Genomic DNA, 24,709 nt, shown 5'->3' with positions numbered 1-24,709 from the left:
ATTCTATCGATAGATGCGGCTCGGCGGCCTTCCTTCACGACCTCTGAAGGTTGAAAGCCAGCGCCTGGCTGTTGGGATCACGCGGCAGAACCGAGGGCTTGGCGCCAGGTGGGACGTAGAGGCTGGAAATCAGCTCATCATAGGACACGTCCTGAATATCGGCCCGGCTGACGGCGACCAGCGCGGCAGCAGCGCCCGCCGACTGTCCGGTTTGCATCAGGCTCATTTCCATGCGGATCGCCCCGAAGGCCTCATGAGTAGCGCTGAGCGCGAAGATCGACATCAGATTGGTGCATTCCGCCCGGCGCGGCACGATGGCCGACAGCGGAATGGTGAAGATCCGGTCAGCACCGCCAGCCTCGGCCTCGAAATTGCCCTCGTTCCAGACACTCAGCGTCGGCGTGCCGAGCATGTTGACCGTGGTGCGGACGATACGTTGGGTATGGTGGCTGTCACGCTTGTAGGAACCGGTGGAAATCGTGGTGTTGTCGCGCAATTCCTGGTCGTCGGCAGCAGTGACGTCATGGCCGGTCATCTGATGGTCGGACACCATGCGCCGGGCTTCCCGCACATAGAGCTGATAGGGCCAGTTCGCCTCGTCGTTTTCGTGCGGGTCCTGATAATGCTGGCCGTCCAGTCCATAATCAAGGAACACATCGCGCAGATGACCCGGCATGCGAGCGTCCTTGTGGTGTTGGAGCGCGTAGAACAGGCCCCGTGTCCAGCGCTCATGGGCTTTCCAGATCTTTTCACGCATGCCGTAATCGGCCTGCGGATAGCCCCAGGAGCCGCCGATATAATCGGTGGAAACGGCTCCGCGATTGTTGATGTCGAAAATGCCGTTGCCGAGATCGTTATGCAGCAGGAACTGCATCTTGACGGCGTTTTCCGCATCCGCGAGCTGGCCGCGCTCGCCCAGCGCCTTGATCCAGCGGAACAGCAATTCGTAGCGGGTCGGATCAAAGCCCGGCGGCGGTGTCGAGGGCAGATCCACGCGGCGGGCCGGATCGCGCGTCATGGTCATGCGGAAATTATAGGCCTGCACGGCCCGGTCGCCCGCGCCGACTTCCGGGGACGGATAATTGCGGATGCCCGGCAAAAGACCGCTGGCGGCCACGCCCTCGGTGACGAAAGGATCGACGCCGACCTGACCGATCACCCGCTCGAAACGGCGATGCAGCTGGAAATTATGATTGTCGCCCCAGGAATCCGTCCGGGTTCCGCGAAAACCGTTCAGCACATTGTCGCCGTCCTGCGGCTCGCGGCCAACGGTCCAGGAAACGCCTGACGCGGCCATCAGGTCGCCTTCATAGCTGGCGTCGATGAAGACACGGCCATTGAACAGCTGGCGGTCAACCGTTTCCATCGCATCGATCCGAGGCCCGGTCTTGGCGACCCGCAGCACACCACGGCTTTGAAACACCGGAATATCATATTCGCGCAGCAGTTTTTCAAACACGGTCTGGGCAAAGCGGGGCTCGAAGGCGAACCGGTCGTCGGCCACCTGGGCCTCTTGATTGATCCTGGAAATCACATGGCGCGCCAGACCGCCGAAGGCGCTGCCGGCCTCGACATCGGTGCCGCCAAGCCCGCCAGACATCATCCCACCGGGATGACGCTCACGCCAGCCGCCAACAATTGCCACGGTTCTTCCCATGACTTTTGCCTGTATGGCAGCTGTAATTCCGCCACTGGTCATTCCATAGACAATAACATCATAGGTCGCTTGCTGTGCAAAACTTGGTCTCAGCGCAAAAAGACTAGCCGCTCCAGCAACAAACACTCGACGACCCATAATGAAACGCATAGTCATCCGCCTTGTACATATTATTTACTCTATCAATGTATTGGAAACGGCGACAAAAAACACATATTTTCAGTTGCATTTTTTGTTTTTCCAACCTTAATACAAATCTTGCTTTTTACACTTTTCAGACACTTTTATTGGGTGCATCTCTATTTTTTTGGAGCAGTTACCTGCCAGTGTCAGGGGTTTTTTGTTTCGGATAGTTACAAAAACCTCCATATCTCCATGGATGCAGACTCAAAATGCCGATTTTTCGTAGACCCCTGTAATAATAGTGGATTTTACGAAAGGAGGCTGACGCTCGCGGCTGCAACCCGTGATTTAGCGCGTATGTCGTGCAGAGACCCGACCTGTTCCGATCGCCTGCCCCAAATTGATACAACCCTTGAATCCCGCAATTCGCACCAAAGTGGCGCAAGCAAGGCAAAATCTGGGCGGAACCACTGCCCGTTCTGCGCGTTAATTAAGGGTTGCTTGTCAAGACGCCCCTCAGCGGCACTCTCGGGGAAAGCGTCGAGCCATAGCGCCAAATTGCGATGCGAAGGTCGTGTTGCTGGCAATCTGAAAAGATTATGTAGTAAATATAACATGTTGCGGCTTTGCACCTTCTGGTGCCAGCATGGCCGCACATAATGATGGCACCGATGGGGACGTAAACGGACATGATGGATGACACGGTGAAGCGGCGGATTTTGCAGCCGGCGGAAACGCGGCTGGGCCGGCACCGCAAGACGGCGCTGGACCTGGCGCAGGCCTGGGCGGTGATCGGGCTTTTCCTGATTGTCGCCATTGCCGCACTGCATTATGCAGGCACGATCCTGATGCCATTGACCCTTGCGGTTGTGGTCGGCCTTATCCTGGGTCTGGCAGCAGACCGGCTGGAAGCGCTGGGCGTTCCGCCGATGATGAGTGCCGTGCTGCTGACCACAGCGCTTTTCACGCTGGTGACGATCATTGCCAACACGCTGGCCGGGCCACTGATGGAACTGGCCCAGGACATTCCCAGCATTGGCCAGACCATGATGGATCGGTTCACACCCTATTTCCAACGCTTTCACTGGCTGCATCTGGACAGGCTTGCCAGCGGCAACGGCCCTATCAACCTCGACAAGATGCTGGAAAATGGCGGCGGCATTCTCTCGACAGTGGCAAGCCAGGTGACGCCCGCCATCGTCCAGACATTGATTTTCTTTGCCGCATTGGTGCTGTTTCTGGCCGGGAGGGTGTCGATCCGCAAAACTCTGATCGTCTCTTTCCGCGACCGCGCTCGCCGGCTCTCGGCCATCCGCAGCATCAATGCGATTGAAACGGCGCTGGGCTTCTACTTTGCCACCGCTTCGGTAATCTACGCGGGCGTCGGTTGCTGCGCCCTGCTGATTGCCTGGGTTGGCGGGCTGACGCTGCCGGTACTCTGGGGCTTCTTCGCCTTTCTCTCCAGCTTCGTGCCTTTTCTCGGCGTCACCGCCATGACCTTTGCGCTGGCCGTGGCCGGAATGCTGACCCATAGCAGCCTGCTGTTTGGCCTGCTTCCCGCCATCGCTTTCTTCACTGTCCATGCGCTGGTCGAAAATCTGGTAACGCCAGCCGTGATGGGGCGACGTATGGAGATCAACGCCTTTGGCGTGTTCGTCGCCATCATCTTCTGGACCTGGGTCTGGGGCGCGGCGGGTGCCATGCTGGCCGTGCCTCTGGCATTGATCGGCAAGGCGATCTTTACCGAACTGGCGCCCCATGCGGCACCGAAGCCGAAACTGCCAGGGTGACAGGACGAAAAGGGTGACAGGCGTCACCCCACGGCTCATCACTCGTCAATTATACAAGTAATATTTACTCCAGCTTTCCTTGGGTACTTCGGCACCCACCTGATAGCTGAAATTCTTCACGTCCAGGCGCTGGTTGCCGGTCTCGCACTGGTATTTCAGCCGATACCAGTGGCCCTTGCTGCGAAACACCGCACCCGGCGCCTTCAGCCGGTTGCCATCGGCCTTGGTCTGGGCGAACGTGTAGGCGATCACCTTGTCAGGCGAATAGGTCTTACTATCCTTGCCAATCCGGCTCATCGCCTCCATGTCGCAGCGCTGTTCCAGCCGCTCGGCCGGCGACAGCGACTTGAGCTGGCGGGTGGCTGCGGCGTCAAGCGCAAAGGCCGATTGCGCAAAAACCATCGCCAAACCACCCCCTAAAATCATCAATCGCATATAGAATTTCCTAACAGATACCGATTCGGCGGAATGTATTGCCTGACTTCTGGCGAAGCCAGCACTCAAAACGTGCATCCCGCATTTGTGATCGGCTTCCTCTGTCGCTGGCACCGGCCATGGCCGGGACCACCGATTTCTGCTTGATCGGTGGTGGGCGGGCGCCTATCTCTCATGCAACACATCCTACGTAACACCGGCCTTATACCAAACCCCGCCTATGCCAAAAAAGCGAGATTGCTCTTGTCTTCATCCTCAAAGTCCCTGTTTGCCAACCTGCCCGCCGCCCCCACAGTCCAGAAGAAACCGCTGAGCGACACCCGCCACGGCATCACCCGCATTGACGACTACGCGTGGCTGCGGGCCGATAACTGGCAGCAGATGTTCAAGGATACCTCGATCCTTGATCTGGAGATCCGCGCAGTTCTGGAGGCCGAAAACATCTATATGGACGCGGCCATGGCCGATACCAAGCCACTGCAACAGCAGCTGTTTGCCGAGATGAAAGGCCGGATCAAGGAGGATGACAGCTCCATCCCGATGAAGGATGGCCCTTATGCTTACGGTTCGGCTTTCGTGACCGGTGGCGAGCAGCCGCGCTATTTCCGCATTCCACGCGACGGCGACCCGAAGGACGAGAGCCTGCGCGAATTGCTGCTGGATGGCGACAAGGAAGCGGCGGGCAAGGATTATTTCCGCCTGTCCGGCATCGACCATAGCAATGATCACACCCGTGGCATCTGGGGCTATGACGACAAGGGGTCGGAATATTACACGCTGCGCATCCGCGATCTCAAAACCGGCGAAGACCTCGCCGACGTGCTGGACAATACCGCAGGCGGCGGCGTCTGGGCACCCGATGGCAAGAGCTTTTTCTATACGCTTCAGGATGAAAACCACCGTCCGTCCAAAGTCTTCCACCATATTATCGGCGAGCCGCAATCCTCCGACCGGCTGGTCTATGAGGAAAAGGACCCCGGCTTCTTCATGGGGGTCGGCGGGTCGCTGCTCGACGACTTTATCTATATCGACATCCACGATCACGAGACCTCGGAATACCGGCTGCTCTCCACCAAAGATCTGACGGCAGAACCTAAGCTGGTGGCTGAGCGCGAGGAAGGCGTCGAATATTCGATGACCGAGGGCGGCGATGTGTTCTACATCCTGACCAATGCCGACGGTGCCAAGGATTTCAAGATCATGGAAGCGCCGGTTGGTGCGCCGGGCAAGGACAACTGGAAAGACCTCGTTCCTCATGTGCCGGGCCGTCTTATCCTGTCGCATATGGCCTTTGCCGGACATCTGCTGTGGCTGGAACGCCGCGATGGCCTGCCGCGCATCATGATTCGCGACCGCGAGACCGGTGAAGAACACGCCATCGATTTTGCCGAGGAAGCCTATTCGCTTGGTCTGTCAGGCGCTGCCGAATATGATGCCACCGTCATCCGCTTTTCCTATTCGTCGATGACGACGGCCAGCCAGCTCTATGACTATAACATGGTGACGCGCGAGCGGGTGCTGCTGAAAACCCAGGAAGTCCCCTCAGGCCACAAAGCCGAGGACTATGTGACCCGGCGGGTGTTCGCCAAGGCGCATGATGGCGTCGATGTGCCGGTCACGCTGCTCTATCGCAAGGATACCGTGCTGGATGGTTCCGCCCCCTGCCTGCTTTATGGCTACGGCGCTTACGGCATGACCATTCCGGCTGGTTTCAACACCAATTGCCTGTCGCTGGCCGACCGAGGCTTCGTCTATGCCATCGCCCATATCCGTGGCGGCAAGGACAAGGGCTTTCAATGGTATGAAGACGGCAAGATGGAGAATAAGGTCAATACCTTCAAAGACTTCATCTCCGCCGCCGATCATCTGGTGAAAGAAGGCTTCACCGCCTATGACAAGATCATCGCCGAAGGCGGCTCAGCTGGCGGCATGTTGATGGGCGCCGTTGCCAATATGGCGCCAGAAAAATTCGCCGGCATCATCGCCGCCGTCCCCTTCGTGGACGTGCTCAATACCATGCTTGATGATACCCTGCCGCTAACCCCTCCCGAATGGCCGGAATGGGGCAACCCGATCGAGTCAGAAGAAGAATACCGCTGGATCGCCGCCTATAGCCCCTATGACAACGTAGGCAAAAAATCCTATCCGCCCATTCTCGCCCTATCCGGCCTCACCGACCCCCGCGTCACCTATTGGGAACCAACCAAATGGGTGGCCAAACTGCGCGAAAACGCACCCGATGCCGGACCATATCTGCTGAAAACCAACATGTCCGCCGGCCACGGCGGCAAATCCGGGCGGTTTCAGCGGTTGGAAGAGGTGGCGTTTGAATATGCCTTTGCGGTGAAGGTGGCGGGGAAGATGTGAGAGCGATCTCAGATCACTAATAATCCGCTTCCTACAGCGCCGTGCGCCATATATGGCGCACAAAGGTTCGCTGTAGCTCCTTATATTTGTTGCATAATTGCTAAACAGAATGAGCGCCCGCAGGTGAGAACAGGCGGACGCTCTATACATGTAGACTTTATTCGATTTACTGACAGCGACAGCATCGGACCGAAAAGTGGAAACCGGTTTTCGGATAAATCCGATGCACAAACAAAAACTGAGAGTATCGTGCTGATTCCGGTTTTCTGTACGATGCTCTAAATTGCGTTGCTTACAGCCGATTGTTCGGTCACCGCTTCAAGTGCCGCATGTCAGTCCGAATTCCTTATTTTGCAGCATCGACGATGTGGAATTTCTCCCAGGGACCGACACCGATCTGAGCATTAACTTTTCCGGAACCTGCATCTTCGAATTTGGTGACACCCGAGCCGTCAAGGCGAAGATAGATGCCCGGGAACGCCTTTGACTGGATAGCGACGGTACCATCGGCCTGCGGAACCAGAACGAAGTGTTCATACGGGCCAGGAGCGCCTGTCTGGCCATTGACAAGACCACCGCCCTCATCTTGGCCGTAACTGACATTGCGACCATCCATCCGAAGGTAAATCTCTGGAAACTGGCTGGAACGGATAGTTACGCTGCCATCGGCGACAATATCAATATGAAAAGCCTCCCAGGGACCGGCATAGAACTGGCAATTCGCCGTACCAACGCCTTGTCCATCCGGCAAAACATGACCTTGCCCATCATAGCGTAGAAAGACGTGAGGAAATGCAGCCGAACCAATGTTTTTAAGAGTCACTTGAACCTCCACAATAAGAAACCGCGCCTAAAGCCTGGCGCGATGCTTCGATAGCAGAGCGGTCTATGGATTTCTACTTTTAATGGATTTTTTAATACTATACAACCAAATTTGGCCGATCATCATTCGGTGCTTTTTCAGCATCTATTGCCGTAGTGACTTCGATACAGCTGCCACCATCAATTCCCGCAGGTGGATGTTTGATCCCGGTTTCTAATGGTGCATTATTGTCCCTCCACTGAAATGAAACAATTCCGCCATCCCGAGGGACGGCGGAAACAGTTTGTCGCATCAATTCCGGTTACGAGAGCAAAGGTCTACTTACTCTCTGGTGAACTTCCGTGATGATGGGCGTTTGCCAATCCGCCCGCACCGTCGGGCAGGCCGATGGAGACATTTTGCATCATGCCCTGGTCCTCATGGTCGAGGATGTGGCAATGCAGGACGAATTCGCCGATATAGCGTTCATAACGGGTGCGGATGAAGATGCGGTAGACGCCTTGCGGCTTTGCGGCATCGGGGGTATCGGGGGCATCGGGGGCATCGGGAATCGACTTGCGGCTGAGATCGCCGTTCAGCCAGGCGGCATCGACTGCTGTCAGCGGATTGTTGACATTGCTTTTGATCCAGAGCGTATCCTTCCACACACCTTTCAGGCCAGCATATTGGGAATCCAATCCGTCCAGTTCCTTGGCGTCCAGCCCGCTGACATCCTTGCCGTCGGGGCGAAGAATGCGGACGATCTGGAAGGGATTGACGTGGATATGGAAGGGATGACTGACGAAATAGGAGCGTAACTCCCATTCCTGCGCTGTCCCCAACACCAGTTTGCGATCAACCACATTAGGATCGTAAGCCTTGGCGCCGTCTGGCACATAGACGCCGACATCGTTTTGCACGACATTGAAATTCTTACCGACCTGGAAGCCATTTGGCCCATTACCGCCCGGACCGAGATTGATGAAGAACACCAGATCCTGCTTTGGCTGGCCGGCAACTTCTTCGTCGGCAACTGTCGGATGGGGAATGAATTTCGTCAGCTTCAGCCCATCGTTCAGATCAGCGACCACCGTATTGGCGACCTCTGGCGTGTAGAAGGCATTGGCATTGGCGATCAGCTGTTTTTTGATCTCGGTAATCGGATCACCCGCTGCTGGCGCGCCCTTGCCCCCTTTGACCCGGACGAAGCCGAGAACTGAGCGGGCCTGCTGCGTGCGCGTGACGGAATTGGCAGCGTCGGTTGGCGGGTTGACGATGCAGTAAAGACCGTCTTCCGGGAAATTCACCAGCAGGTCGTTGCGATAGCCGGGTTGCAGGGTAATATCCTTGCGCACCTGGCCCTGCTCCATGGTCAGCCCGTCGGAAGCCGCCACGACGTAAGGCACCGATTGGCCAGTGCACAGGTCATTGGCGAACCGGTCTTCTCCATCCGCATCGGTGCTGCGCTCCCGCTTGAAGAAATCCGTGGTGTTCATTTTGTGGAACTCGACCTGGATCGTGTTGCGCACGCCCGCATGCACCAGGCGCCAGCGCTCGGTCTTGCCCGTTTCAGCATTGGCAAACACCGGACGCACCCGGCCATTGACCGTCGTGAAGCGGCCGGAATCATCCCAGCTCGAGGGCGTGAACTGGTCGTAGGAAATCACCTCGCCCACTTCACCCTTCTCGCAGGTCCAGTCGATGACATATTTTCCCTTTTTCGGGTCTTTGGGATCAGGGACAAATGTCTGCTTCAGCTTGCCGTCCTTTGTCAGGCAGGCATAGGGGATCTGCTCGAACACCAGCAGCCGTTCCGGAAATGGTTTGACCAAGGTGTCGAGGTCGCCATTGGTCTTGTCTGTCGGCGGACGGTCGCCGCGAATGATCAGCGCCCCCGCCATGCCGCTGCCAACCTGCAAGGCGGTAGAGCCATGGCGATGCGGGTGATACCAGAACGTGCCCGCCGGATGATCGGCCGGGATATTATATTCATATTCAAACCTCATGCCCGGATTGATCGACAGCAGCACATTGTCGCTATTGCCGGTCGGGCTGACCCAAAGGCCGTGGCTGTGAAGATTGGTGCCGTTGAAGCAATGGGGCACATCCACCGATGTATCGCTGGATGTGCAGGACGGGTCTGCCGGCAGCTGGTTGTCCAGCCTGACCCGAATAGTGTCGCCCGGCATGGCTTCGATGGTTGGAGCGACGAAGGGGTGGTCGGGATCGACATTGGTGCCTTGATAACTGCGCAGGCGCACGCGATCGAAAGGGTTATCCGGCGACCCACCCGGTTTGCGGATCCTGCCTTCCGTATAGACGACCTTGAGGTCGAGCACCTGTTCGCGCCCGGCATGGGGCTGCGGCGTGGCGGATGGCAGCGCCCGGTAAAGCGTGCCCTTGGGTGCAACAGCCGATTGCCCCAGCACCGGCGGATTGCCAAATGCTTCTTCTGCGGCAGGGGGGCTTGCAACCTGCACGGCATCCTGCGCCAGAGCTGGGTATATCGGGCCAAGGAAAGCGGCGGCCGCAAGGCAACGCCATCGAGCACTTTGCATGAAATCTCCTTAAGAAAAGCAAGGGAATCGCGAAAAGGCTACACTTTCCTTAGGTAGTAAAAAAATCAATCACAACTTTTATGGTAAAACACCGAATCCATCGGTGAACTCTGCAACGACTGATCGTCATGCCACTGTTTTTATAGAAAAATTTCGCAAGACGCGCCGTCTGTCCGAGACCATGGTGGCAGACCGGCCATTTTTGGGGGCAAGTGCTGCATGCCCTTTGCATTTTCTCCTTGACGTTGCGCGGTGCAGCTTGTCTTTTGCCGCCAAATACGATCCGGAGACTGAGAATGACCGTCGATACCACCCCGCGCACCCCCACCTGGACCTATGTCGATGGCGAATGGCTGTCGGGCAATCCACCGCTGATCGGGCCGACATCCCATGCCATGTGGCTGGGCTCGACGGTGTTTGACGGCGCGCGCTGGTTCGACGGGATCGCGCCCGACCTCGACCTGCATTGCCAGCGGATCAACCGTTCAGCTTTGGCCATGCATATGCAGCCAACCATGAGCGCCGAGGAAATCGAGCGGCTGGCGCGCGAAGGGGTTGCCAAGTTCGATGGCAAGACGGCGATCTATATCAAGCCGATGTATTGGGCTGAACATGGCGCGCCGGGCTCGGTCGTTGCCCCGGATGCTGCCTCCACCCGCTTTGCGCTCTGCCTGTTCGAGGCGCCGATGCACACAGCCACGCCGCACACGCTGACCGTCTCCCCCTTCCGTCGCCCCTCGCCGGAATGCGCGATGACCGATGCCAAGGCTGGTAGCCTCTATCCCAATTCCGGCCGGATGATTCTCGAGGCCCGCGCCCGTGGTTTTGACAATGCGCTGGCGCTGGACATGAATGGCAATGTGGCGGAAACCGCCTCCTCCAACATCTTCATGGTCAAGGACGGCGTGGTGCTGACCCCAATCCCCAACCGCACCTTCCTGGCGGGTATCACCCGTTCGCGTGTCATCACCCTGCTGCGCCAGGCGGGCTTCGATGTGCAGGAAGTCACGCTCAGCGTCGCCGATTTCCTCGGTGCCGACGAAGTGTTCACCAGCGGCAATTATTCGAAGATCGCCCCGGTTTCGAGGCTGGACGGCAGCGATTACCAGGAAGGCCCCGTGACCCGCAAGGCACTGGATCTTTATATGGATTGGGCGCGGTCCGGAAGCGATATGTGAGCCACGGATAGAATTGCTTCAGCCGTTCTCCCCCTGGTCGAAGCGAACCAGACGGCCACGGCCTTGGCTCTTGGCGCGGTAAAGGGCGATATCGGCGGCGCGCGTCAATTGCGCCGTCTGCGTTCCATGGTCTGGAAACAGGCTATAACCAAGGCTGATGCCGAGGGATAAGGACTTGCCCTCGAAGACCACTGGCTGGTCGGCGCAGGCGATCAGCTGCTGCGCAAGCCTTTCGGCGTTGGCGTCCGGCGCATCGTCATCATTGCAAAGAAACAGAAATTCGTCGCCACCGAGCCGGGCGGCGAAATCGTTGCGGCCGAGGACAGCTCGGAAGCGGCAGGCCATTTCCTGCAACACCGCATCGCCAGCCGCGTGGCCATAGGTATCGTTAATGACCTTGAACAGATCGAGATCGCCAATCAGCACCGCAAACCGACCTCTGCCCTCGCTCTTGATGGCCGTCAACCGATCAAGCTGAGCCTCGACGCTGGCGCGGTTGGCAAGGCCGGTGAGAATGTCGTGGCTGGCAAGATAGGCCAGCCGACGTGCCGCGACGATCTGCTCGGTAATATCCTGCTGCACCGAAAGGATCATCCGGTCTTCGATCAGCCGGTCTTCCACCGCAATGATCCGGTCGCCAATTTCGAGCTGATCCCGGCACAGACCGCCATTATCGACAAGACGCTCGACCAGGGTTTGAAAATACCGGGCCGGATCGATATTCCAATGGGCGAGCGCCCCGGACTGGACAAGATCGCTGAAGCCACCAGCTGGGGCCAGATGCGCGGCATAATCGTGCAATGTTCGAAACGGCTTGTTGGCAAACAACAGGCTCCCGTCCAATCGCATCAGGGCGACGGCCACCCCCATATTCTCCATGGCAAGCGTCATCGCCTCATAGTCTCCGATGTCGACCCACGGCGTGATGGCATTCTCTTCCATTGATAATCCTCAAGAACAGGCGCGCATGGTAACCGCCAATCCCTAACCTTTGGTTGTTTTAGCGTGTATGAATTCCAGCAAACTGCCTCATGGCGTCCTTCTGCTTTTTGGCCAGAAACAATTCCGCTCCGGATGCTTTTGTGCTAGAGTTTCTAGGGAAAAGTGGAAAACGGTTTTCCCGAAAAGACAAACGAAAATAAGAAAAGCGTGAGCCTGTCTGGTTCAATATGAACCTGACAGACTCTAAGACAAATCATGCTGGAAACCTCACCGCCCGAAATTTTCGATTGCCAGACCTGCGGCGCCTGTTGCGCCTATCAGGCTGACTGGCCACGATTTTCGCTGGAGAGCGACGAGCAGCTGGCAAAGATCCCTGATGAATTCGTGGCAGCGGATCTGAGCGGCATGAAATTTGACGTCGATGCGGCGGGCAAAGGCCGCTGCGCGGCACTGACCGGCGAACTTGGCAAGCATGTCGGCTGTGGAGTTTACGACGTTCGTCCGCAGGTCTGCCGCGATTGCATGCCCGGCGACCCTGAATGTCGCATCGCCCGAGAAGCACGCGGATTTGCCATAGATAATTTGCCCGACACCGATATTTATGACGACTGATTTCTGAATGTTCGCGCATAGGTTTTAATTATATTGCTTAAATATAAATTGTATGTTAGCTATATATATAACATTTTTGTTTCTCGGGCACAGCCGAGGATGTGTGATGGCGCAAGTTGATTCAGCCAAAGGTAGTAAACTACCAAGCATTCATGCCGTTCGACGACGCGAGTCGGGAGGATTGCTGGAGGCGACAATTATTCTTCTGCTTTCCGTTGCCATGGTGATTTTCATCGTCACTATGGCCGGCAAGTTTTTAGGTGATGAAAATTTCGAGCGTTTGCCAGATTTTATCAAGAACTCTTACATATCGCTGTATACCTTGCTCACTGCGGGTGGATTGGCGGGGCTGACCTCGCTGATCAACGGTCGTGGCAGCCCCCAGATCAGCGCCGCATCCTGTATCTTCTATACTTTGGGATGCACGGCTTTCGCGCTACTCTTCATTGGGGCCGCTGTGGTCATGGCCCCCAACCCCCTGGAGAGGTTCTTTCAAAATCCCCCGCAAACCACGCCGTTGAACGTCACGGAAAAGAATGTAGCTCGCAAATCCTTTGCGCTCAGCCAGACAATTCGGCCCAATATCCGCTTTGAGATTTCCGGCAATGTAGAAGTGATCAACGGCCGGGTGATTGGACATGTCAATCGCGGCAGTTTATCAGCCATTAATGGACCGGGAGAGCCCATTCCCCGAGATCTGGAAATCACCACGATCTCTTTGAATCTCTGTCATTTTGCACTGGTTCATGGACAGCCCTCAACCCGGTTTTCGCCCGAGACCATCGTCGAGAAGAACTATCTGGATGTAAAATTCAATCTCAGCAAAAATCCCGACAAAACCTTCTTTATCGGACCATTTGATTTCAGCTTTAACATTCCCACCATCAGCTTTGCCAAAACGGCATGGCTTTGCGCCACCGCGTCCAACACCAACCGCACATTTTCAGCCCTCGTTCAATAAGCGTTATAGGGCATCGGACCAAAGGGTAAGAACCGGTTTTTGGATCATACGAAGAGCCGCTGAAAGTGATCGTTCGTATTATACTTTTAAATATCTCAACTCGTGTCCGTGTTTGATGTCTGTGGCATCATTTTTTTCTCAAGCATTTTCGGCTTCAGGCATATGCAACAGGCCAGGCAATTTTCAGGCCGTTCGTAACAGCGCGATGAGGAACAATTTCTCATTTGGAAGGTTGCCTCTTTAACAACGCCCTCCTATGTTCCCGTCATCTCGCGATTTCAATTAAGCGATGCCAGAGGAGTTTCATCATGGCTTTCGAACTTCCCGCACTTCCCTACGCTTACGATGCACTCGGCCCGTTCATGTCGGCCGAAACGCTGGAATTCCACCACGACAAGCATCATCAGGCCTATGTCACCAACGGCAATAATCTGCTAAAGGATTCGGGTCTTGAAGGGCTTTCGCTGGAGGAAGTCGTCAAGCAGTCCTATGGCAAGAATGCCGGTCTGTTCAACAATGCCGGCCAGCATTATAACCACGTGCATTTCTGGAACTGGTTGAAGAAAGACGGCGGCGGCACCAAGCTGCCCGGCAAGCTGGAAGCAGCGATTGCCTCCGATCTCGGCGGCTACGACAAGTTCAAGGCCGACTTCATCGCCGCTGGCACCACCCAGTTCGGCTCCGGCTGGGCCTGGCTCTCCGTCAAGGACGGCAAGCTGGAAATTTCCAAGACCCCGAATGGCGAAAACCCGCTGATCCATGGCGCCTCGCCAATCCTCGGTGTCGATGTCTGGGAACATTCCTACTATATCGACTACCGCAACGCCCGCCCGAAATACCTGGAAGCCTTCGTTGATAGCTTGATCAACTGGGATTACGTGGCCGAGCTTTACGAAGCCGCCACCAAGTAATCGGCGATACCAGATTACCGACGATAATAAGGCCCGGCGGCTCGTTGCTCCGGGCCTTTTTCATTGAGCAGACCCAAGCGGCGCAGGGGAAAATGATTAAATTCACAGGGATGTCCGACGAGGACTACAGTCACTACCTCAACTATTTCATTGCGGATTACGCTGCCGAAATCGCCCTCAATTATAATGTCACTGAGGGCGAGGCGTTAAAACGCGCGGAACACGAGATCGCTCAAAGCCTGCCGCACGGCCCGAAAACTCCTGATCATGCGTTGCTTAACATTGTTGACAAGCAGCAGCAGACGATCGGCTATCTCTGGTATCGCTTCGACGAAACGGCGAAATCCGTATTCATCCTCGATTTCTATCTTTTTCCGGCCCATCGCGGCACGGGCCAAGGCAAACAAGCCCTTGCCGCCCTGGAAACCCTGTTGGCGGAGGAAGGATACCGCGAAATCAAGCTGCGGGTTGCTGCCGACAACGACCGCGCCCGGCATATCTATGAATATGGTGGCTTTCGTGTCACCGGCGTCAACATGGCAAAGCAGATCAGGGCTTCCTGACGCCTTGCTTCTTTGCCGCCTTATCAAAACTGTCACGGGCCTTTGCGATGCATGCGTAATTGTCGAAGGCCCAGTGGCCAAGCGCCTCGATCGGCTGGCGCAGGGATTGGCCGAGATCGGTCAATTCGTAATCCACTCTGGGTGGGATTGTCGGAAACACGGTGCGCTTTACCAGCCCATCCCGCTCTAGTCCGCGCAGCGTTAGTGTCAACATGCGCTGGGAAATGCTGCCGATCCGCCGTTTCAACTCGTTGAAACGCAGGGGGCCGCTGGCCAGCATCATGACGATCAGCACGCTCCATTTGTCACCGATGCGCGTCAGCACGCTGTTAACAGCCTCGCAGCTGCTGCGCTGGTTGACAGCCGCCATGGAAACCTCCGGCGCCGATGTCGGTTCGGATGTGGTTACATCGATGTTCCCGAGTTCCAAGTCTGTGCCTCCTTGCGCTCGATTGGCAGTTACCATAAGTGTGCCAGTATTGATTTTATACCACAAGGAAAGGTCGATGACCATGAAACTTCTGCATCTCGATTCCAGCGTGCTTGGCCCCTATTCCGTCAGCCGCGACCTGTCGGCGTCGATTGTGAAGACCCTCAGCGAAAAGACCGCTGGCCTCGACGTCACCTACCGCGATCTGGCCGCCAATCCGCTTCCGCATCTGTCCGGCCTGACGCTGGCGGCTGCCATGGGCAATTACGATGCAAGCAATGACGAAGCCACCAAGGCCGATCTGGCGCTGGGCGGCGAGGTGCTGGAACAGTTCCTCACCTCCGACGTCGTCGTCATTGGCGTTGGCTTCTACAATTTCGGCATTCCGAGCCAGCTCAAGGCCTGGATCGACCGTATCAGCGTTGCCGGCAAGACCTTCAAATACGGCGCTGCCGGTCCTGAAGGTCTGTGCGGCGGCAAGCGGGTGGTCGTTGCCATCTCGCGCGGCGGCATCTACAGTCAGGGCCCTGCGGCTCCGCTCGAACATGCCGAAACCTACCTGAAGGGCGTCTTCAGCTTCCTCGGCATCACCGATCTGGACTTCGTGATCGCCGAAGGCGTCAACATGGGCGAAGAAGCCAAGGCCGCTGCCGTCAAGGGCGCCAAGGATTCGATCGCGACCCTGAAGGCCGCTTGATCCGCTTGACATAAGGTCAAATGAAAGGCGCAGCGGCATCCCCGCTGCGCCTTTTCTTTATGCTGCCACGCTTTATCCTGACATCTTGGCCCAGCGCTCATGATCGCGCCATTCCCCGCCGATTTTCAGGTAGCGCCTGGAAAAGCCTTCCTTTTCAAAGCCGCAGCGCGCGACAAGCGCAATCGAGCGCAGGTTTTCCGGCTGGATATTGGCCTCGATCCGGTTCAGGCCCACCTCCGTGAAGGCATGGGCAATGACCGCGTTCAGCGCTTCCGTCATCAATCCGCGCCCGCCAAAGGCAGCCATGCCGTAATAACCGAGATAGCAGCTTCTGAAATTGCCCAGCACGATCTGACTCAGGGTAAAGACCCCGACCACACCGTGACTGTCTGACTCTCGGGCAATCAAACCAATATTGGCGCTGCTGATCGTCTGGCTGAGATAGGCCTCGAAACCATCGAGATCGGTGAAGGGCGCCGCCCAGGGCGCATGGTAATCGCGGCTGGCCAGATTGGCCGCCACCAGATCCGCCCCGTCGGCGCGGCAGATGCGGGAGAGTGTGATCGATGACATGAGAGCACTCCAATGAAAGTGCGCCGATGTATTCTCCCGTCATCCACAGTGCAAGCCCGCCGCCGTCATGCTGCTGTTATAGCCGGGGCATAATTCGACGATAAATGAAACCGACCGCGATGCGCACTCCCATGCCCAAACTTCGTCTCGGGCTGATCGCCGATCCGCAATATGCCGATCTGCCGCCCAACCTGACCGCCAACCGCTATTATGCCCTGAGCCTCGCCAAGATGCAGGCGGCCATCGACGTGTTCAACGAACAGACGCTGGATGCCGTGCTGCTGCTGGGCGACCTGATCGACCGGGATTTCCGCAATTTTGCCCCTGCTCTGAAAGTGCTGGAAGGTCTGCGCCACCCGCTGATCACCCTGTCCGGCAATCACGATTTCGCGGTCTCTGACGCTCAAAAACCGATGGTGCGCGATGCACTGGGCATGCCTGCCCCTTACTTCGACAGGGTGATCAACGGTATCAGGCTGATCTTCACCGATGGCTGTGAAATCTCCACCTTCTCGGTGGCGCGCGACGATCCCGACAGGGAAGTGGCAGTGCGCCAGCTCCTCGCGCTGAAGGCAAAAGATGCGGCCAATGCCCAGGACTGGAACGCCGCCATCAGCCAGCCGCAGATCGACTGGCTGGAAAGCCGCCTGACGCTAGCGCATGCCGCAGGGGAAAAGGCCATCGTCTTCGGCCATTATCCGCTCCATCCCTTCACCGACCACGCCCTTTGGAATGCGCAGGAGGTGGCCGACGTGATCGCCGCATCACCCGCTGCCATCGCCTATATCAACGGGCATGACCACCGTGGCGGCTATGGCCTGATCGGCGATACCCATTTCATCACCCTGAAAGGCATGGTGGATGGCGAAGAGGACACCGCCTTTTCAATTCTGACCCTTGCGACAGACGCGCTTAGCCTTCAAGGCTTTGGCCGCGAGGAAGACAGGCTCTTGCCGATCAGGTGACACGGCGATTGAAAGGGTTGCTGATATGATTGTTATATCAGATATTTAACCATCGCAAACATCACTCTCTTGTGACTTTATTTGCTATTTGATTTACCATCAAAATGCGGTGACCGAAATTGAAGAGAATATCACGTGTGAAAAACGCCGCAGGTTCGGCCATCAACAGGAGAATGACGATGATATCAGGGCTTGGCATGAGGAAGCTTGCAACAATGGCCGCCATTGGTCTCTGTCTTGGCGCGGGCATCAGCAGCGCGGTCAGCGCCGCTGATGAGCCGCAGGTGGTACGCGCTGGAATGATGAAGAAAGTCGGCGGTGCCATGGGCCAGCTGGCCGCTATCGCCAAGGGCGAAAAGCCCTATGACGCAGCGGTGGTCAAGACCTCGCTGACCACGATGGAAGAGGTTGCCAAGGCTTTCCCGGAACAGTTCCCCAAGGGCTCCGAGACCGGCCTCAACACGGAAGCCAGCCCGAAGATCTGGGAAGACCCGGCCACCTTCAAGACCAAGGCCAAGGCGCTTGAAACCGCAGCCGCCACCCAGCTCGCCACCCTGCCCGCTGATCAGGCTGGCGTTGGTGCGGCGCTGAAAAGCATTGGCGGCACTTGCGGCGATTGCCACCAGACGTTCAGGCTGAAGAAATAATTGCATCCCATGTAGAGACCCGTCCGGGCCACCCGGGCGGGTTTGATATATAAAGAAATTGGGGATGAGCATGGCTGGAACGGCAAAATTCGGCATCGCAGCGGCGCTCGTCGTGGGTGTAGCACTGGTCGGCACCTATGTGTTTGCCGTGGCACCGCACCGCCAGCCCGCCACCGTCTGGGCCGCGACCACGGCACCCGACCTTACCAATGGCAAACGGATGTTTTTTGCTGGCGGCTGTTCCAGCTGCCATGCGGCACCCGGTGCAACCGGCGATGCGCGCCTGCTGCTGACTGGCGGCGTGGCGCTGAAAACCCAGTTCGGCACCTTTCACGTTCCCAATATTTCGCCGGACCCGAAGGCCGGGATCGGTCAATGGACGCTGGCCGAATTTGGCGATGCCGTCACCCGTGGGATCGGTCCTTCCGGCGAAAATCTCTATCCGGCCTTTCCCTATACATCCTATGCGCGGATGAAGCCGCAGGATGTGGCCGATCTCTATGGCTATCTGAAAACCCTGCCCGTCAGCGGCAATGTCGCGCCCCCGCATGAGCTGGGCTTTCCCTTCAATCAACGTCTTGCGCTGACCGGCTGGAAACTGCTGTTTCTAAACGATAAACCGAGGGTCACCTTGGCCTCTGCGGATGCGCAGATCCAGCGCGGCCAATATCTGGTCGAAGGCCCCGGCCATTGTGGCGAATGTCATACGCCCCGCAACGTGATCGGCGGGCTGAAGGCGGATCAATGGCTGGCCGGTGGGCCAAACCCGGAAGGCGAAGGCCGCATCCCCAATATCACCCCCGGCTCCGACAGCATGGGTAAATGGTCAAAAGACGAAATCGCCAGCTATCTGGAAACCGGCTTCACCCCCGATTTCGACAGTGTCGGCGGCTCGATGGTCGAGGTGCAGAAAAACCTCGCCGAACTGCCCGCCGAAGACCGCGCAGCGATTGCCGCCTATCTCAAGGCCATTCCAGCGAAGTGAGATTCGTTTGGAAATGTGATTTCCGCTAAGCTGCACTATCTACGAGAACAGAGCCGGAAGAGGATAAGGCAACGCGAGGGACGGCATGTCATCGATGGCAAAATATCGAAGTGATTTTGTCTCAGTATCCGTCCACTTGCCCCCGCCTTCATGCACCCGGCACTTAAACAACGTCACCACATACTCGACTTGATGGCCATTCGGGTAGACGTACCGAAACTCACGTCCACCAAAAACGCCCAGAATGCCGGTTGAGGAGACGACGAGGCCAGTCTCTTCCTTTACCTCCCGGATGACGGCGTCCTGCGGCGTTTCGCCGGGTTCGATTGCGCCAGAAGGGAGGCTCCACCCCTCCCCTGATGCCTTCTCTTGCAAAAGCAACTTGCCGGTATGGTCATGAATGACGCCCGCAACAGAAGGGAGTAAAATTAAGCGGTTTCCGATCAAACCGCGAAGGTCCATAAGATATGATGTCATTGGGCACTCACTTTGATGGGGAACGTTCACTTAAAACACATTCCACACTGGCGAAAAAGGACGAGCCTCCATGGTCCTAACTTAACTATCACCAGCATCAAAACTAGGAAAAACCGTATGATGAACAAAACGGGGCGCGATGTTTTATAGCCGCTCGCACATTTTGTGATCTCTGTTTAATTGCGTGTCGTTATCGGAAAACCGAGATACACTTTTACGCGGCGGCTTTAGCTTTAGTGCTGCGAAACCGGGTTTCTCGACCATTCCTGCAACGTTGTCCTGATCAGCACCAGCGCCGCATGGCGGGCCTGGTCGCGCTCGGACGGATCGACGATACCGGCAAGCCGCGCCTCAAATGTCCTCACGGTTTCTCGCACCCAGCGATGCAGAGCCGGGTCGGAATGCCGATCCAGCAGGCTGCGGATGGCGCTTTCTATCCGCCGGTTTTCCATGGCGAGCGTCTCAGCCCTTGTTTGGTCGGTTTTCTTGAGCATTGCCGAAGTCATGCGATATCGTCACTTTCACCTTCTTCAAGAAGGTCTAATATAATTGGCCGGGCTTGCCCGAGGCATATCCGGAGATAAAGGGCCGTGAGCGGCAGAGCCGTCTTCGAGTCTGCGAAAAAAAGGGCCGTTGTTGCAGAAGCCACATCCCGCGCCTACCGAAAGCGGTCAGGAATATTCGGCGGCAAAACCGTCCATTTCCGCCTGAACCTCTGGCACCCAGAGATCAAGGGCTTTCAGGATTTCCACCGTGAAGGTGAAGGACGCGGTGCCGGCTGCGGTGATGACGCCACCATCCGAAACGGCCTGCGGCTGATCCTTGTAACGCGCATCCCCGAGATAGGCGGCGTAGGCCTTATGTGCGGCGAGACCGTTGCCGGTATGTGAAACGCCATTGAGAATGCCGGTGCCAGCCAACGCACTTGCGGCGGCACAAATTCCGGCAATCAGCTTGTCGTTGATGCGAAAATCATCCACGAGGCCGGAGAGATCCGGCGCATTTCCCTTTTCCCAACTCATCCCGCCCGAAATGACCAGCGCATTGAAAGTATCGGCTTTCAGCGCGGCATAGGCACAATCCGGTGTCACCTTCAATCCACCCATGGAGGTGACCGGCGCACCATCCGGTGAAGCGTAAACGATATCCACATCGAGAAAGCTGCGCGACATTGCGGTCAACAGAGCAATTTCCCAATCGGCATAATCCTCAGCCAAAGCGATGGCGATGCGTGCCATGATCTTGTCTCTCCCGTTCTCTCCAACATTTTCAGGCCAGTTTTTCAGGCCAGCGCCTGAATATAGCGCATGCCGGTCACAGGCCGGGCGGAGAAGTCCATCTGCTCGTAGAAGCGATGGGCGGCGAAATTGCCGGTGGCGGCGGACACCGAAAGGTAATCGCAGCCGGACTGGCGCGCTACATCGCGGGCGCGGGCAATCAGGTGATGGCCGATGCCATTGCCCCGCTGACCGTCACGCACATAGAGATGCAGCATTTCCATGCCGCGCTTTCCCTCATTGGCCCTGTAAAGCGGCATCAGGATGGCATAGCCGATCAACTGTTCACCACCATCGGCCACAAGTGCTGTGATCCACGGCATGGGGCCGAACAGGTCGCGTTTCAGCGTTTGCGGGGTCATGTCCGAGGCATCGCCGTGATGGGCGGCCAAGGCCGCGATCATCTCGTTCAACTCCGGCAGATCGCCGGGCTGGGCATTGCGAATGCTGACCATTGCAGGTCTTGGCAGGGTAATGTCGCTATCTTCAGTCATGGCTGCTTCCCTCTTGAAATACCGCCGTCAGGGAAGCTCGTTCAAACAACAAGGCCGCCTGACGGCGGCCTGTTGACACAATGATCTGTCAGGCCGCCGGCTACCGGTAGGCCCAAAAATACGTGCAGGAAATGGTTGTGCGCGTGTTGATCATGTTGCCATTAAAGCGCTTGCTTAGGGCAAATGTCAACCTTGGACCGTGTCGCCGTTCCGCAGCTGTAATGCCCGCGAGCCAGTAGCACCATCTCATGCCATTCTTTTGGCCTTCCAGACACGCTCTTTTAGATTGCTTCATTCATTATTGCAATTCTAAATAGATTTCTTGTGTTTGTATCGACTTTGCCGCTAAGCCGCTGGCGACACCACCTTATCTCAGACATCGAAAAGCCAAATTTGAAGAAATGTCTGTCGTAAACAGCAAGCGGATCCAATCTCTATGACAGGCTTTCAGCAAGTCATCCTCTTCCTCATGGCATCCTTTGCTGTCTATCTCCTGGTGCAGCCCTTTGTTGACAGCTGGGGGCAGACGCTCTGCAAACGGGTCTGCCTGTTCAGGGGCAAGTGGGGTTTTTCCTTCTATCTCAATATGTCTACGACGAAAAAGGGCAAATTGATCTATACTTTCTCTGGTGAATTCGACGGCTATTTCTCCCGTCGGATCAAGCCACAGCATATGAAACTTCTGATCGAGAAGATCAGAATACTTCGCGACGACATAGAGACCGGATCCTATTACGTCAGCCGACCCTATCAAGCAAAAATTGGCGACAATAAAAGAGGAAAACTATATTTTGGACCCACATTCACGGTGTTCAAGCGGTACGGGTTCGTCAGCTACCTGAGCGAGAAAAACGAACAGAAATATTATAACGACCTATTCGATATCTTCATCTGCGACGCACCAAAGAGTCATTTCGCGGTTTTCAAACCACTGGGCGTTCCTGAAATTTCGCCGCTGATCCGGTTTACCCTGCTGGACATGAAGAAGACCTGCGAACAGGTTATCGAGGCCTTCGAGAAGGATTTTGCCGAGTCCTCCTGAGTGACTGCCCCGACAACACCGATCACCGCCTCACCGCACCGCGCAAATCGCATAGCGATGCTGGGTCGCCCTCTCCAACCCCTTCAAAAATCCGAAATTGGCGCGTTGCGCCCGGTTGATGGCGCGCAGGTCCGTATCCACCGTTACGGAGGAAAAACCTGCCTCTTTCAGCAGGGCCACCACGGCGTCAGCCCTGGCGCCTTGGGAAAAATAGACCCGTGAGAGAATGCTCCTGTGGGTTTCCACCAGCGACGATGCCGGGCCGTGATGGGCAACGGCTTTGCCGATGCCAAGGCGTGACGCCAGCCTGGCCAACAGGCCGGTGAGTTTGGCAAGCGGGCTGGGATTGACGAAATCGCCATCGACGATCAGCAGCTTGCCGCCGGGTTTCAGCACGCGGTGCCATTCCTTGAAAGCTGCGAGCGGATCGACCAGCGTCCACACCAGATGGCGGTTGGTGATGGCGTCGTAGCTTGCCTCCGCCTCCATGGTGTTTTCGGCATCGCCGATCAGGAAGCGGATATTGCGGCCTCGGGATTTGGCCTTGGCGCGGGCGCGTTCCAGCATCGGTTCGGCCCAGTCCATGCCGGTCACTGAAAACCCGAGATCATCCAGCAGATGCGAGACGACACCGGTGCCCGACGCCAGATCCAGCACCTTGCGACCCTCGCCAGCGCCAACGTTGCCCACCCCCAGATGTTTGCGGATCAGCGTATGCCAGGCAGCGCGCTCGTCTTCTGAAAAGATTTCGTGGCCCGGCTGGCTATCAAAGGTTTCGGCGCGGGCCGACCAATAGGCCTTGATCTCGTCTTTCAGGTTGTAATTCTGTTGCATTGCCGTCTGCGTCATGCCCGCAAAAACCCCTCAAAATCTCTGGAATTCTTCTAAAAGATATTTCTTGACTGTTAAAGTCATAAAAACATAAATCCACGGCGAAACACTGTGTGGGTCACGAAAACAAGAACCAGGTGGGGACGCCATTCCGCTTTCGTGCTCACACAACAGAAAATTATATTTGGAGGCAAACGTGTTCAACGTTCATGGGGTGGCTTGCGCAGCCGCATTTTCGCTCACGCTGATGTCCGGCGTGGCAGTCGCCGGTGAGATGGTGAAGATCAAGGATATTACCGGCCGTGAGGTCGAGGTCAGCGTGCCTGTGGAGCGGGTCATCCTGGGCGAAGGCCGCCAGATCTATTTCACCGCCGCTCTTGACACGGAAACACCGTTCAAGCGCATCGTTGGCTGGCGCGATGATTTCCAGAAGGCCGATCTGGACGGATACAATGCCTATCTGGAAAAATTCCCGGAGATGGCAAAAATCCCGACCTTCGGCGGCATGAAGGACGGCACGTTCGATATCGAACAGGCCGTGACGCTGAAGCCTGACGTGATCATCATGAATATCGACGCCAAGTCGGCGACCGAGGAAAGCGGCTATATCGAAAAGCTTGCCAAGGTCGGCATTCCCCTCGTTTATGTCGATTTCCGCGAAAAGGCCATGGAAAATACCGACCCGTCGATGCGGCTGATCGGCAAGCTCTATGGCAAGGAAAAGCGCGCCGAAGAGTTCGTTGAGTTCCACGATGCGCAGATCAAGCGCGTCACCGAGACGCTGGCCAACGCGAAAGACCTGAAAAAGCCTGTCGTGTTCATGGAACGCGCCGGTGGCTATAGCGACGATTGCTGCATGTCGTTCGGCAACGAGAATTTCGGCAAGATGGTGCAGCTCGCTGGTGGCGTCAACATGGCCGGAACCATCATTCCCGGCACGTTCGGCACCGTCAATCCAGAGCAGATCATTGCCTCCAACCCCGATCAGGTGATCGTCACAGGTGCCAATTGGGAACTGTATGTCCCCGGCGGCAAATGGGTGGGCGTCGGCCCCGGTGCCGACAAGGCGCTGGCGACCAAGAAGCTGGCCGACCTGATGAAACGCCCCGCCTTTACCGACATCAAAGCGGTGAAGGATAGCAATGTCCACGCGATCTGGCACCAGTTCTACAACAATCCCTACCAGTTCGTCGCCGTGCAGCAGATCGCCAAATGGTTGCATCCCGAGCTGTTTGGAGATCTGGACCCGGAAGCGACTTTCAAGGAACTGCACGAGCGCTTCCTGCCGGTTGCTTACCGTTCCGGCTATTTCGTCTCGCTGAACACGGGTCTCTAATACTTTCAAAGGCTTCCGGCGGCTGGCACTTGCCGCCGGAATTTATATAAAGAGGT

26 protein-coding genes are annotated in these 24,709 nt (G+C 56.6%); 13 read left to right on the top strand and 13 right to left on the bottom strand.

Annotated features, from left to right (window positions below):
- Positions 1 to 34: 34 nt before the first annotated feature.
- On the bottom strand, positions 35 to 1,657 hold the full coding sequence (locus FS819_RS03440; RefSeq protein ID WP_234624862.1) for an FAD-dependent oxidoreductase: 1,623 nt from the start codon (positions 1,655 to 1,657) through the stop codon (positions 35 to 37).
- Between the two features lie 812 nt (positions 1,658 to 2,469).
- Between FS819_RS03440 and FS819_RS03435 the strand changes: the two genes are divergently transcribed.
- A complete protein-coding gene (locus tag FS819_RS03435; protein WP_156550492.1) occupies positions 2,470 to 3,570 on the top strand; it encodes an AI-2E family transporter in 1,101 nt (366 codons plus the stop codon).
- Positions 3,571 to 3,615: 45 nt separating this feature from the next.
- Here FS819_RS03435 and FS819_RS03430 read toward each other — a convergent pair whose 3' ends face one another.
- Positions 3,616 to 4,005 carry a DUF930 domain-containing protein gene (locus FS819_RS03430; protein ID WP_015915321.1) on the bottom strand — a complete coding sequence of 130 codons (390 nt, stop codon included), beginning with the start codon at positions 4,003 to 4,005 and terminating at the stop codon, positions 3,616 to 3,618.
- Positions 4,006 to 4,242: 237 nt separating this feature from the next.
- Between FS819_RS03430 and FS819_RS03425 the strand changes: the two genes are divergently transcribed.
- Complete coding sequence (locus FS819_RS03425) at positions 4,243 to 6,372, top strand: S9 family peptidase (protein ID WP_409050137.1); 2,130 nt, start codon at positions 4,243 to 4,245, stop codon at positions 6,370 to 6,372.
- Between the two features lie 346 nt (positions 6,373 to 6,718).
- Here FS819_RS03425 and FS819_RS03420 read toward each other — a convergent pair whose 3' ends face one another.
- Both FS819_RS03420 and FS819_RS03415 read right to left on the bottom strand, forming a co-directional pair.
- Positions 6,719 to 7,207 carry a fascin domain-containing protein gene (locus tag FS819_RS03420; RefSeq protein WP_139191252.1) on the bottom strand — a complete coding sequence of 163 codons (489 nt, stop codon included), beginning with the start codon at positions 7,205 to 7,207 and terminating at the stop codon, positions 6,719 to 6,721.
- Between the two features lie 305 nt (positions 7,208 to 7,512).
- A complete protein-coding gene (locus tag FS819_RS03415) occupies positions 7,513 to 9,732 on the bottom strand; it encodes a multicopper oxidase family protein (RefSeq protein ID WP_156550490.1) in 2,220 nt (739 codons plus the stop codon).
- Positions 9,733 to 10,028: 296 nt separating this feature from the next.
- On the opposite strand from FS819_RS03415, the gene FS819_RS03410 reads away from it, so the two are divergent.
- Positions 10,029 to 10,910: a branched-chain amino acid aminotransferase gene (locus FS819_RS03410; protein WP_156550489.1), complete on the top strand. Its 882-nt coding sequence runs from the start codon at positions 10,029 to 10,031 to the stop codon at positions 10,908 to 10,910.
- Between the two features lie 18 nt (positions 10,911 to 10,928).
- On the opposite strand, the gene FS819_RS03405 is transcribed toward FS819_RS03410, so the two are convergent.
- A complete protein-coding gene (locus FS819_RS03405; protein ID WP_156550488.1) occupies positions 10,929 to 11,852 on the bottom strand; it encodes a diguanylate cyclase domain-containing protein in 924 nt (307 codons plus the stop codon).
- 255 nt (positions 11,853 to 12,107) lie between these two features.
- On the opposite strand from FS819_RS03405, the gene FS819_RS03400 reads away from it, so the two are divergent.
- From FS819_RS03400 to FS819_RS03385, 4 genes are all read left to right on the top strand, one after another.
- Positions 12,108 to 12,464, top strand: coding sequence for a YkgJ family cysteine cluster protein (locus FS819_RS03400; protein ID WP_070167765.1), 357 nt, complete (start codon positions 12,108 to 12,110; stop codon positions 12,462 to 12,464).
- 106 nt (positions 12,465 to 12,570) lie between these two features.
- Positions 12,571 to 13,425: a hypothetical protein gene (locus tag FS819_RS03395; RefSeq protein WP_156550487.1), complete on the top strand. Its 855-nt coding sequence runs from the start codon at positions 12,571 to 12,573 to the stop codon at positions 13,423 to 13,425.
- 308 nt (positions 13,426 to 13,733) lie between these two features.
- Entirely contained in the window at positions 13,734 to 14,336 is a 603-nt protein-coding gene (locus tag FS819_RS03390) for a superoxide dismutase (protein WP_015915312.1), read from the top strand.
- A gap of 92 nt (positions 14,337 to 14,428) precedes the next feature.
- On the top strand, positions 14,429 to 14,899 hold the full coding sequence (locus tag FS819_RS03385) for a GNAT family N-acetyltransferase (protein WP_234624861.1): 471 nt from the start codon (positions 14,429 to 14,431) through the stop codon (positions 14,897 to 14,899).
- Here FS819_RS03385 and FS819_RS03380 read toward each other — a convergent pair.
- Positions 14,886 to 15,329, bottom strand: a complete 444-nt coding sequence (locus tag FS819_RS03380; protein ID WP_409050133.1) for a winged helix-turn-helix transcriptional regulator — start codon at positions 15,327 to 15,329, stop codon at positions 14,886 to 14,888. The two genes, FS819_RS03385 and FS819_RS03380, sit on opposite strands and share 14 nt — an antisense overlap.
- Before the next feature lie 82 nt (positions 15,330 to 15,411).
- Between FS819_RS03380 and FS819_RS03375 the strand changes: the two genes are divergently transcribed.
- Positions 15,412 to 16,026, top strand: a complete 615-nt coding sequence (locus FS819_RS03375; protein WP_156550613.1) for an FMN-dependent NADH-azoreductase — start codon at positions 15,412 to 15,414, stop codon at positions 16,024 to 16,026.
- A 72-nt stretch (positions 16,027 to 16,098) separates the two neighbouring features.
- Here the strand turns inward: FS819_RS03375 and FS819_RS03370 are convergent, their stop codons facing one another.
- Positions 16,099 to 16,599, bottom strand: a complete 501-nt coding sequence (locus FS819_RS03370) for a GNAT family N-acetyltransferase (RefSeq protein ID WP_156550485.1) — start codon at positions 16,597 to 16,599, stop codon at positions 16,099 to 16,101.
- 131 nt (positions 16,600 to 16,730) lie between these two features.
- Here FS819_RS03370 and FS819_RS03365 point away from each other — a divergent pair, with 131 nt between their 5' ends.
- Positions 16,731 to 17,564: a metallophosphoesterase gene (locus FS819_RS03365; protein ID WP_234624860.1), complete on the top strand. Its 834-nt coding sequence runs from the start codon at positions 16,731 to 16,733 to the stop codon at positions 17,562 to 17,564.
- Between the two features lie 61 nt (positions 17,565 to 17,625).
- Here the strand turns inward: FS819_RS03365 and FS819_RS03360 are convergent, their stop codons facing one another.
- Positions 17,626 to 17,790: a hypothetical protein gene (locus FS819_RS03360; protein WP_197434232.1), complete on the bottom strand. Its 165-nt coding sequence runs from the start codon at positions 17,788 to 17,790 to the stop codon at positions 17,626 to 17,628.
- Between FS819_RS03360 and FS819_RS03355 the strand changes: the two genes are divergently transcribed.
- Both FS819_RS03355 and FS819_RS03350 read left to right on the top strand, forming a co-directional pair.
- Positions 17,762 to 18,211 (top strand): c-type cytochrome, encoded by a 450-nt coding sequence (locus FS819_RS03355; protein WP_197434230.1) that lies wholly within the window; start codon positions 17,762 to 17,764, stop codon positions 18,209 to 18,211. The two genes, FS819_RS03360 and FS819_RS03355, sit on opposite strands and share 29 nt — an antisense overlap.
- A 70-nt stretch (positions 18,212 to 18,281) precedes the next feature.
- Complete coding sequence (locus FS819_RS03350) at positions 18,282 to 19,196, top strand: c-type cytochrome (RefSeq protein ID WP_156550483.1); 915 nt, start codon at positions 18,282 to 18,284, stop codon at positions 19,194 to 19,196.
- A gap of 39 nt (positions 19,197 to 19,235) precedes the next feature.
- On the opposite strand, the gene FS819_RS03345 is transcribed toward FS819_RS03350, so the two are convergent.
- The 4 genes from FS819_RS03345 to FS819_RS03330 form a co-directional block, all read right to left on the bottom strand.
- Positions 19,236 to 19,673 carry an NUDIX domain-containing protein gene (locus tag FS819_RS03345; RefSeq protein WP_070150296.1) on the bottom strand — a complete coding sequence of 146 codons (438 nt, stop codon included), beginning with the start codon at positions 19,671 to 19,673 and terminating at the stop codon, positions 19,236 to 19,238.
- A 233-nt stretch (positions 19,674 to 19,906) separates the two neighbouring features.
- A complete protein-coding gene (locus FS819_RS03340; protein ID WP_234624859.1) occupies positions 19,907 to 20,179 on the bottom strand; it encodes a hypothetical protein in 273 nt (90 codons plus the stop codon).
- 165 nt (positions 20,180 to 20,344) lie between these two features.
- The gene (locus FS819_RS03335) at positions 20,345 to 20,911 is read right to left on the bottom strand and encodes a type 1 glutamine amidotransferase family protein (RefSeq protein ID WP_156550482.1); all 567 of its coding nucleotides are present in this window, start codon (positions 20,909 to 20,911) and stop codon (positions 20,345 to 20,347) included.
- Positions 20,912 to 20,955: 44 nt separating this feature from the next.
- Entirely contained in the window at positions 20,956 to 21,444 is a 489-nt protein-coding gene (locus tag FS819_RS03330) for a GNAT family N-acetyltransferase (protein ID WP_156550481.1), read from the bottom strand.
- Between the two features lie 436 nt (positions 21,445 to 21,880).
- Here FS819_RS03330 and FS819_RS03325 point away from each other — a divergent pair, with 436 nt between their 5' ends.
- Complete coding sequence (locus FS819_RS03325; RefSeq protein WP_156550480.1) at positions 21,881 to 22,486, top strand: hypothetical protein; 606 nt, start codon at positions 21,881 to 21,883, stop codon at positions 22,484 to 22,486.
- Between the two features lie 30 nt (positions 22,487 to 22,516).
- Here FS819_RS03325 and FS819_RS03320 read toward each other — a convergent pair whose 3' ends face one another.
- Positions 22,517 to 23,335 carry a class I SAM-dependent methyltransferase gene (locus tag FS819_RS03320; protein ID WP_156550479.1) on the bottom strand — a complete coding sequence of 273 codons (819 nt, stop codon included), beginning with the start codon at positions 23,333 to 23,335 and terminating at the stop codon, positions 22,517 to 22,519.
- Between the two features lie 229 nt (positions 23,336 to 23,564).
- Here FS819_RS03320 and FS819_RS03315 point away from each other — a divergent pair, with 229 nt between their 5' ends.
- Entirely contained in the window at positions 23,565 to 24,653 is a 1,089-nt protein-coding gene (locus FS819_RS03315; RefSeq protein WP_156550610.1) for an ABC transporter substrate-binding protein, read from the top strand.
- The last annotated feature ends 56 nt before the right edge of the window (positions 24,654 to 24,709 follow it).

The organism is Allorhizobium sp. Av2, from assembly GCF_021462805.2.
GTDB lineage: Bacteria > Pseudomonadota > Alphaproteobacteria > Rhizobiales > Rhizobiaceae > Allorhizobium > Allorhizobium vitis_G.
This window is presented reverse-complemented; position numbering and strand designations above follow the sequence as displayed.